General features: G+C 73.4%; 8 protein-coding genes. 5 read left to right on the forward strand and 3 right to left on the reverse strand.

What is annotated here, in order from left to right; translation table 11 throughout:
- The first annotated feature begins 259 nt into the window (after window positions 1–259).
- From ND748_RS18045 to ND748_RS18055, 3 genes are all read left to right on the forward strand, one after another.
- Window positions 260–1,000 carry a response regulator transcription factor gene (locus ND748_RS18045; RefSeq protein ID WP_374215961.1) on the forward strand — a complete coding sequence of 247 codons (741 nt, stop codon included), beginning with the start codon at window positions 260–262 and terminating at the stop codon, window positions 998–1,000.
- A complete protein-coding gene (locus tag ND748_RS18050) occupies window positions 997–2,571 on the forward strand; it encodes a HAMP domain-containing sensor histidine kinase (protein ID WP_251746987.1) in 1,575 nt (524 codons plus the stop codon). Before ND748_RS18045 ends, ND748_RS18050 begins: the two co-directional genes overlap by 4 nt.
- Window positions 2,572–2,714: 143 nt before the next feature.
- Window positions 2,715–3,497, forward strand: a complete 783-nt coding sequence (locus tag ND748_RS18055) for an O-methyltransferase (RefSeq protein WP_251746988.1) — start codon at window positions 2,715–2,717, stop codon at window positions 3,495–3,497.
- A 69-nt stretch (window positions 3,498–3,566) separates the two neighbouring features.
- On the opposite strand, the gene ND748_RS18060 is transcribed toward ND748_RS18055, so the two are convergent.
- Complete coding sequence (locus ND748_RS18060; protein WP_251746990.1) at window positions 3,567–3,971, reverse strand: TIGR03618 family F420-dependent PPOX class oxidoreductase; 405 nt, start codon at window positions 3,969–3,971, stop codon at window positions 3,567–3,569.
- Window positions 3,972–4,427: 456 nt separating this feature from the next.
- Between ND748_RS18060 and ND748_RS18065 the strand changes: the two genes are divergently transcribed.
- Window positions 4,428–4,871 (forward strand): carboxymuconolactone decarboxylase family protein, encoded by a 444-nt coding sequence (locus ND748_RS18065; protein WP_251746991.1) that lies wholly within the window; start codon window positions 4,428–4,430, stop codon window positions 4,869–4,871.
- A 386-nt stretch (window positions 4,872–5,257) separates the two neighbouring features.
- Here ND748_RS18065 and ND748_RS18070 read toward each other — a convergent pair whose 3' ends face one another.
- Window positions 5,258–6,139 (reverse strand): SDR family NAD(P)-dependent oxidoreductase, encoded by an 882-nt coding sequence (locus ND748_RS18070; RefSeq protein WP_251746992.1) that lies wholly within the window; start codon window positions 6,137–6,139, stop codon window positions 5,258–5,260.
- A 202-nt stretch (window positions 6,140–6,341) separates the two neighbouring features.
- Complete coding sequence (locus ND748_RS18075; RefSeq protein WP_251746994.1) at window positions 6,342–7,847, reverse strand: hypothetical protein; 1,506 nt, start codon at window positions 7,845–7,847, stop codon at window positions 6,342–6,344.
- Window positions 7,848–8,171: 324 nt separating this feature from the next.
- Between ND748_RS18075 and ND748_RS18080 the strand changes: the two genes are divergently transcribed.
- Window positions 8,172–9,293: globin domain-containing protein (locus ND748_RS18080; RefSeq protein WP_251746995.1), on the forward strand; the 1,122-nt coding region annotated here is incomplete at its 3' end.

A 9,293-nucleotide genomic window follows, 5' to 3' on the forward strand; every position in this document is an offset into this window, starting at 1 on the left:
ACGCTCGCCGCCGCGGTGGCCGGCGTCGACCCGCAGCCCGCAGGCGAGGCCGCCGCGGGTGGGTGAGGGGCCGGCGATGCGGCGGTCACGCCTGCGGGGACGCCGCACCCTTCCGTGGCGGGAGCCCTAGGCTGGAAAGATGGCGAGGACCGCAGGCCACCATTTCTCGGCGCAGGTGCCGGACCCGCCCCACCAGCCCGACCCCGCCCGTCAGCCCGACCCCGCCCGTCAGCCCGACCCGGCGGGCGCCCGCGTCCTCGTGGTCGAGGACGACGACGGGCTCGGGACGCAGCTCGTGCGCGGGCTGGACCGGGCCGGCTACACGGCGAGTCGGGTCCGCACCGGCGGGGCCGCCCTCACCCAGGTCACCGGTCCCACCCCGCCTGACCTCGTGCTGCTTGACCTGGGGCTGCCCGACATGGACGGCGCGCAGGTGTGCCGACGCATCCGGGAGCGCACCGACATCCCGGTGATCGTCGTGACGGCCCGCGGAGACGAGGCCGACCGGGTCGAGGCACTCGACCTGGGCTCGGATGACTACCTGGTCAAGCCGTTCGGATTCGCCGAGTTGCTGGCCCGGATGCGGGCGGTGCGCCGGCGCCCCCCCGGGCGGGCGGGCGGTCGGGAGGCCGACCTGCTCCGGCACGGCCCGCTCACCCTCGACCGACGCAGCCGCCGGATCACCGTCGACGACCGCCCCGTCGCCGTCACCGCCCGCGAATACGACCTGCTGGCGTTCCTCGCCGCCGACCCCGGCCGGGTGCGGACCCGACAGGAGATCTTCACCGGGGTCTGGGGAGACTGGTTCGGCTCACCGAAGGTCCTCGACGTGCACATCGGTGCAATTCGCCGCAAACTCGGCAAGCCGGAACTGATCGAGACCGTCTACGGGGTCGGCTTCCGGCTGGCCGGCGCCCAGGGCGCGGGGACCCGGGCCGCGACCGATCCGGGCCGCCTGCCGGCGCAGGGTGATCGGCGCCAGGATCTGCCGGGCCGATGAGCCGGCGGATCCTCGCCGCCCAGCTCCTGCTGACCGCGGCACTGCTCGTCGGGCTGTGCGTCCCGATGGGCCTGGACGCCACCCGGCACGACCGGGCCCTGTTCGGGCTGCGGTTGTCCGCGTCGACCGACGCCTACGTCGCCGAGGTGAAGTGGCGGCGGCTGTCGCCGGACGCGGCCCCGCTGCCGGTGCCCCGCCGCGACAGCGCGGACGTGCCGCCCGACGAGCTGCGCCTCTACCGCGCCGACAACAGCCCCATGGCCGACACCGGCGAGGACATCCCGGTCACGCCGCAGGACCTCGCCCGCGCGCACCACCACAGCGTGACCATCGAGCCGAGCGACGCCAACGGGCACCACATGATCCTCGTGGCACCGGTATCCAACGCGAACGGCCTGGTCGGCGTCCTCGCGGTCGCGCGCAGCGACTACGGGCTGCGTGGCTCGATCAACCAGCGGTGGACGATGATCGCCGTCGGCGGCGTGCTGGTCGCGCTGGCGGCGCTGGCGATCTCCATCCTGCTGGCCCGCTGGGTGAGCCGCCCGCTGCGCCGACTCGGACACGCCGCCGGCGAGCTCGGCACGGGTGACCTGACGATCCGGGCCCGCGCCGTCGGCGGTCCGCCCGAGGTCCGGGAGGTCGCGGCGGCCTTCGACGCGATGGCCGACCGGATCCAGTCCCTCGTCGACAGCCAGCGGCATTTCCTCGCCGACGTCTCCCACCAGATCCGCACCCCGCTGACCGCGATGCGGCTGCGGCTGGAACTGCTGGAGCAGGACGTCGACACCACGGTCGCCGCGGAGGTGGCCGGCACCCTGGTCGAGGTGCACCGGCTGTCCCGCATGGTCGACGGGCTGCTCGCCGTCTCCCGGGCCGAACACGCCCCGACCGCCGCCCGGCCGGTTCCCCTCGCGCCGGTGACCACCCAGCGCTGCCTGATCTGGCGACCGGTGGCCGCCGCCGCGGACATCGCGCTGACCTGGGACGTCGACGACGCGCACGTGGTGGCCAGCGGCCCCGGCCATCTCGAGCAGATCCTCGACAACCTGCTCAGCAACGCCCTCGAGGCCACCCCACCGGGCGGCCGGATCCGGATCGAGTCGCACTCCGCCCCGGCGCCTCTGGCCGGGCCGGCGATCCGACTCACCGTCACCGACAGCGGCACCGGCATGAGCGCCGAGCAGCGGCAGGCGGCCTTCCGCCGCTTCGGCAGCGCCGGCGTCGAGCGGGGCGCCGGCGTCGAGCGGGCTGGCTCGGACGAGCCGGGGCAGGTCGCCGACCGGGACCGGACGCCGCGCCGCGCCGACCGGCGGGGCCACGGGCTCGGCCTCGCGATCGTGCACGCCCTGGTGACCGCCGACGGCGGGACGATCGCCCTGGTTCCCGCCCCGACCGGTGGCCTGTGCGTCATGCTCGACCTGCCGTGGGCGAGCCCGCAGCCTGGCGAGAGCGCCGCGGCGGTGCCGCCGCAGCGGTCCGCGGCCGGCCACCTCCGGCCTCCCCCGGAACTCGAGTTCCTGGAAGTCGTCGACGATGCCCACCTGGACCGCGAAGCCGGCCGGGAACCCTGACGAGGACTCGCCGGACTCGCCGCCAGGGTCCGCCTGAGATCTTTACCGTTTCTTTCCCCGCCGAACCGCGGTAAGGCGCCGGCAATGCGTCGCCGGGCGGCTATTTTCGCACCGAGCGACCAGGGACGGAGTACCCACTGATCATGTCGAGAAATCCGGCACAACGCATTCGGGAAGCGACGGCGCTCGGCGCCGAGACGGTTCGCCGCGAGATCATCGGAGGCAGCGGCCGGGGCTCGAAATCCGCCTTTCTCAACGGTAAAATCAGCGCATATCTGACCGAGCACAGCTCGCCGCCCGAGGAGGTCCTCGTCGACCTGTCCGCGGTCACGGCCACGTTGCCCGAGGCGGAGATGCAGGTGCCGGCCGAGCAGGGCACCCTGCTGACCATCCTGACCGCCGCGATCGCTCCCCGTCGGGCCATCGAGGTCGGCACCTTCACCGGCTACTCGGCCCTGTGCATCGCCCGCGGTCTGCCGGCCGACGGCCGGCTGCTCTGCCTCGACGTCAGCGAGGAGTGGACCGCGATCGCCCACAAGCACTGGGCCCGGGCCGGCGTCACCGACCGAATAGACCTCGTCCTCGGGCCGGCCGCCGACAGCCTCGCGGACCTCGTCGAGGAACCCACCTTCGACCTGGCCTTCATCGACGCGGACAAGGTCTCCTATCAGCGATACTACGACCTGCTTGTTCCCCGTATGAACCCCAACGGGGTCATCATCGTGGACAATGTCCTCCAATACGGAGCAGTCGTGCGCCCGCGCTCGGACAATCCGGCGGTGGTCGCCGTCCGGGAGTTCAACCGGCTGCTCGTCGCCGATTCCCGGGTACAAGTCGTGATGCTGCCGATCGCCGACGGGCTCACTGTCGCCCGCAAGCTGCCCTCCCCCCGCGACGGCGACCAGCCCAGATCTTCCGCGTCCTGATCGGGTGCGGTCACGGGCCGACCTCTCACCTTTGTCGCAGGCGTGGCGGGCGAGCCGACCCGGGGCCGCTCAGCCCTGCGCGCGGACCCGCTGCGCCACGAAGGTGACGACGACGCGCTCCTCGGCCGCCTGCTCGGCCATCGTCTCGAGCGTCTGGCCGTACGGTGCGATCACCTTGGCCATGAAGGTGCGCGCGGCGTCGTCGTCGGCGATCTCAACGGTGGCGCGCACCTCGAGGGTGTGGAACGGGTTGGTCGGCGAGATGACGAACAGGGTGGCCTGCGGGCGGGCCACGAGGTTTTCGTACTTCTTGCGACCTTTCGACAGCGAAGTGCGGAGAACACCGTCGTCGTCGAGCAGCACCCAGACCGCGGTGGTCTGGATCGAACCGTCGTCGTTGATCGTGCTCAGGGCGACGGTCGACGCGGTGATCAGGTCGTGGTGCGTGGCGGGGATGGTGAGGTCTGAGGTCATGCCGTCATTCTGACGAATCGGGCTGTGTGGGTGGCGACGCGGTGGGTAGTGGCGAGCTGGCGACGCGGTGGGTAGGTGGCGACGCGGTGGGTAGGTGGCGACGCGGTGGGTAGGTGGCGACGTGGTAGCCGAGGAAGCGGGCGGTGGACAGGTCGGCGGCGTGGACGGCGTCAGGGGCCCTGGCCGTTCCAGGTCTCGGCGCCCGCGACGCCGCACCCGCGACCGACGTCCGCACCACCATCGCCGGCCGACCTCGGGGCCTGCCGGCACCCTCGGTGACGGCCACCCCGGTGACGGTCGCGGTCGCCAGGGGCCGGGCAACCCGGGTGACCGCGCGTGGCGGGCCGTGCGATGTCACACCGCGGCCGGCGGCCTCGTCCCTGCAGGCAGGGATCGCCGTTCGGGCGGCCCGCCCCGGGGCGGTAGACCCCGGCCAGTCGGGAAGGGGATCGGGAGATGACCGAGCGGTTGAACGTGGCGGAGGTCGCGCCGGACGGGTACAAGGCGATGCTCGGCCTGGAGCGCTACGTCCGGCAGAACGTCGACAGCACGGTCCTGGAGCTGGTCAAGCTGCGGGCGTCGATCATCAACGGTTGCTCGTTCTGCGTGGACATGCACAGCCGGGACGCCCTCGCGGCCGGCGAGTCCTCCCGCCGGCTGTTCGCGGTCGGGGCCTGGCGGGAGGCGCCGTTCTTCGACGAGCGCGAACGGGCGGCGCTCGCGCTCACCGACGAGGCCACCCGGCTCGGCCCGGACGGGGTGAGCGACGAGACCTGGGCACTGGTCACGAAGAGCTGGTCGGAGAAGGAGGCCGCGGATCTGATCCTCGCCATCGTGACGATCAACGCGTGGAACCGGATCGCGATCCCGAGCCGCCAGAGTCCACCCGTCGACGTCTGAGCCCACCCGTCGACGTCCGAGCCCACCCCGAGGTCCGAGCCCACCCGTCGACGTCCGAGGTGTTACCCTTTCGGCCCTCGGTAACAGCGTGTGATGGCAGACCGCGGCCGCCTCGCCGTCAGACGGCCCACCGGCACCGCCCCGCGAGGAGGTGTGCATGGGAGCGGAGCCATCTGGTTCTTGTGTAGGGATAAATCGGACGTCGAACCCTACAGAAGAACCATGGAGGCGCTCTCCCATGCATCCTCCGCCGCCGCCCGAGTCGTTGCCCGTCCGGCGACCCGCCTCAGCCACGCCGAGTGACGTCACGGAACGTGGTAGCCGGAAGGGGAGGGGAACGTCCGAGGCTCCGCGTCACCCCGGGATGGCGTCACCCCCGGACGGCGTCACAGGGTGACGGAGGTGTCGCCGGGGTAGAGGGTCCAGCCGTCGCCCGCGCGGCCCCAGCCGCTGGACGCCCAGGCGCCGCCGTCGATGTTGAGCGTGACGCCCGTGATGTACTTCGCCCGGTCGGAGCTGAGGAACACCGCGGCGTCCCCGACCTCGTCGGCGTGGCCCTCCCGACCGAGCGGGACGTAGCGCTCCACGTCGCTCCGGCGCTCCGGCGGCAGCGGCGGCAGGTTGTCGGGGTCGACCGGGCCGGTGAAGATACCGCGCATGCCGGCGGTGGCGGTGTGGTCGGGCGCCAGCGCGTTGACCCGGATCTGGTCCTCGCCGAGTTCCAGGGCCATAGTCCGGGTGAAGGAGATCATGCCGGCCTTGCAGGCGGCATAGACGGCGTACAACGGCGCCGCGCGCTGCCCCTCGATGCTGGTGATGTTGAGGATCGACCCGCCGGCACCGCCCGCGGCGATCAGCGGCGCGGCGGTCGACGTCGCCGCGATCATGCTGACCAGGTTGATGTCGATGTGCCGACGCCAGCTTCGCTCGCTCTGCTTCAGGAAGCGGTTCGCCTTCACCCCGCCGGCGTTGTTGACGAGGATGTCGAGCCGGCCGAACTCCCCGTGCGCGGCGGTGATCGAGCCGGCCAGCGCCTCGGTGTCCATCACGTCGGTGGGCAGCGTCAGCGCCGTGCCACCCGCCTTCTCGATGATCTCGAGCGTGCTCGCGGCCCGCTCCGGATCGATCTCGACCAGCCCCACCGACACCCCGACGCGGGCCAGCGCCACCGCGATGGCCTGCCCGATGCCGGCCCCGGCGCCGGTGACCACCGCGGCCTTCCCGGCCAGGCCCAGCTCGAACGACTGCTCCGGGATCGCCTGCGTCATCGTCGCTGCTCCTCTGGCACGGCTGGACGGAATCTGGCACTGCTGCACGGCTGGCACTGCGGGCACGGCTGGACAGCAGCAGCACCTGGTGAGACACCAAACCATCACGCACCGACCGGCGGCAACCGGACGCCGACACCGGACCGACCATCCGCACTCGCCGCGGACACGCAGGCGGACCCTCGGTGGTGCCGGCGACGGCTTACGGACCCGGCGGGGGCAGGGCGAGCATCCGGTCGAGCAGGCGGGCGAGGAAGACGGTGTGCCGGTGCAGCAGCGCCGGGTCGAGCTTGTCGAGCTGGTCGCCCGGGCCGACCTGGAGCAGGTACGCCGGCCCGCTGATGAACGCCACCGTCGGCAGGCCGAGACGGTACGGGAACGTGCCCTCGCCGTAGAGCCCGTCGCCGGCCGGCGGGAGCACGCCGGCCCGGGAGAGCCTGCTCGCCCGCACCTCGTCGAGCGCGAGCCGGCGCAGCCGGTCGCTGTGGCCGACGGCGACGACGACCGGTTCGCTGCGCCCGGTCGGCCCGTAGGGCGCGGTGCCGCCGCCTTCGTCCCAGCCCATCGCGCCGAGATGCTCGGCGACGAGCCCCATCGCAAGCGAGGCGCGCAGCCGGGGGTGGCGGCGCAGCCAGGCGTCGGGCTTCGCCGTCGCCGCGTCGGCCGTCATGTGCGCCGGGGAGAACAGGAACACGGCGTTGCGCCCCCGCCGCGCGGCCGGGCCCCGGCGGATGAGCCGCTCGGCGATCGCGAGCAGGGCCGGCCCACCGTTCTCCTCGATCGCGTTCTGCCCGTCGGTGTGCGTGGCCACGAGCACGTCGCCGGCCGCCCACGCCGCGTCGCCGAGGCCGGGGCTGCGGTCGGGGTCACGGTCGGGGTCGGGGTCACGGTCGGGGTCGCGGTCGCCCTTGGCGTCGGCGTCGGCGCCGCTGTCGTGGCCGGGCAGGCGGGCCAGGAGGTAGTCGACGGTGCTGTCGTCGTGGCGGGCGGTCAGGACGACGGTGGCCGTCAGCGGGCCGAGCGCGAGCAGGGCGCGCAGCCGGGCGCCCTGCTCCCGGTCGACGTGCAGGGTCGGCAGACCGGCGTGCTCCTGCTGGTGCGGGGTGTACTGGCCGGCGGCCAGCGGCGGCGACAGATCGAGGATCTCGATCATCGCGACGGCGCCGTGCCGGCGGGCGAGGGTGAGGTCGGGTGGCGCCGGGACGCCGAGCCACACCCGCGAATAGTCCTCGGCGGCGAGCCGTGTCCGCGCGTCGGGCGGCTCGACGGCGTCGGCGAGGTCGGTGAGCACCTCGGCGCGCAGCCGGGCGACCGGCGCGTCGGCGAGCACGATCGCACCCGCCACCGAGCGGCCCCGGTAGTCCGCCGCGCCGCCGGCGCCGACGTCCACCACCGTCGCCGTCACCCCGCGGGTCGACGTCTCGCCGGAGCACGGGCGGTAGGAGGCGACGGGCACCGCGACGCTCGCCCCGCGCGCGTCGACGACCCGCAGCGACCAGTCGTCGGCGAGCCAGCGGGCGACGGGAACGGCATGGCGGGACACCGCCATGCCCAGCCCCCGCAACCGGGCATCGAGGTCGTCGACGTGGCGGTGGTGCGCCGCCGAGCCGGGCAGCCGCGGGCCGAACGAGACCATCCGCTCGACCGACTCCCACAGCGCATCCGGGCCGACGAGGCCCGCCAACCCGCTCAGCCCAGGTCCGGTCATCACCGCGGAGGCTATCCCGGTTGTCCCGCCGGGAGCATCACCTCGGTCCGAACCGGTCAGCGCACGGCGGCCACCGCCAGCGGACTTCACGTGGGGCCTCGGGCCGAATACGGCCCGGTCCCCACCGGCGCTGGTTGAGTCTGGAGAGACACGGACTGTGAACGACACCATGAGGCCGGAAAAGCGGGCGTGGCGACGCCATTTCACTATGCTGGCCGTCCAGCTACTACGACACGTAGAAGTGTCGCTGGTCCACCACTGGAGCTCTCCCTGCGGCACCTCCCCACCGTGCGGCGCCGCCACGTTCGAGTCCGGAGGTCATTGATGCTGTCCGAACGTTCCGCCGCCGTCGTCGGAGCGACCGCGGGCGTGGTCGCCGAGCATGCCGTCGAGATCACCGCCGCCTTCTACCCGCGCGTGTTCGCCGCCCACCCCGAGCTGCTGGACCTGTTCAACCAGGGCAACCAGGCCACCGGCGAGCAGCGCCAGGCGCTGGCCGCGGCGATCGTCGCCTACGCCGGGCACCTGCTCGGCGGGTCGGACTCGTCGTTCGCCCCGGTGCTGAGCCGCATCGCGCACAAGCACGTGTCGCTGGGAGTGCGGCCCGAGCAGTACACGATCGTCGGACAGCACCTGCTCGCCGCGGTCGGCGAGGTACTCGGCGACGCGGTGACCCGCGAGGTGCACGACGCCTGGGACGAGGTCTACTGGCTGTTCGCCACCGCGCTCATCGCCGAGGAGGGACGGATCGCCCAGCGCGTCGGCGCCGACCGGGTTCGCGTCTGGCGGCCCTGGCGGGTGACCGCGCGCACCGTGGCGACGGCCGAGGTGATCTCCTTCGACCTGGTCCCGACCGGGCCCGAACCCCTGCCGACATACCTGGCCGGCCAGTACGTCTCCGTCGCCGTGGACCTGCCCGGCGGCCTGCGCCAGGCCCGGCAGTACAGCCTGTCCCGGGCGCCGGGCGCCGGCAGCCTGCGGATCACCGTGCGCCGCGTGCCGGGCACCGCCGGCGCGCCCGCCGGCGCCGTTTCCTCCCACCTGCACGACCAGGTCAAGATCGGCGACATCCTGGACGTGAGCCCGCCGACCGGCGACGTCACCCTCGCCACCGGCGCCGACCCGCTGGTACTGATCAGCACGGGCATCGGCGTCACCCCGATGGTCGCGATGATCGGCCACACGGCCCGGCTGCAACCGGAACGCCCGGTCGTGGCCGTGCACGCCGACCGCTCCCCCGACCACCACGCGTTGCGCTCCGAGATGATCGAGATGGGCGCCCTGCTCCGGGACTTCCAGCTGCACACCTGGTACGAGTCCGGCACCGGCCGGCCGGCGGGCATCGGCACCGCGGCGGGCACCGGCGCCTCCGCGGGCGCCGCCGGGGCGCGGGGCGAGTTCCGCCACAGCGGCACGTTCAACCTCGACGCGGTCCCCCTGCCCGCC

This window comes from Frankia sp. AiPs1 (assembly GCF_023716945.1).
GTDB lineage: Bacteria > Actinomycetota > Actinomycetes > Frankiales > Frankiaceae > Frankia.

Coding starts and splice junctions, on each gene's coding strand:
- ND748_RS18050 (WP_251746987.1), top strand. CDS start 997: ATGAGCCGGCGGATCCTCGCCGCCCAGCTCCTGCTGACCGCGGCACTG.
- ND748_RS18055 (WP_251746988.1), top strand. CDS start 2,715: ATGTCGAGAAATCCGGCACAACGCATTCGGGAAGCGACGGCGCTCGGC.
- ND748_RS18060 (WP_251746990.1), bottom strand. CDS start 3,971: ATGACCTCAGACCTCACCATCCCCGCCACGCACCACGACCTGATCACC.
- ND748_RS18065 (WP_251746991.1), top strand. CDS start 4,428: ATGACCGAGCGGTTGAACGTGGCGGAGGTCGCGCCGGACGGGTACAAG.
- ND748_RS18070 (WP_251746992.1), bottom strand. CDS start 6,139: ATGACGCAGGCGATCCCGGAGCAGTCGTTCGAGCTGGGCCTGGCCGGG.
- ND748_RS18075 (WP_251746994.1), bottom strand. CDS start 7,847: ATGACCGGACCTGGGCTGAGCGGGTTGGCGGGCCTCGTCGGCCCGGAT.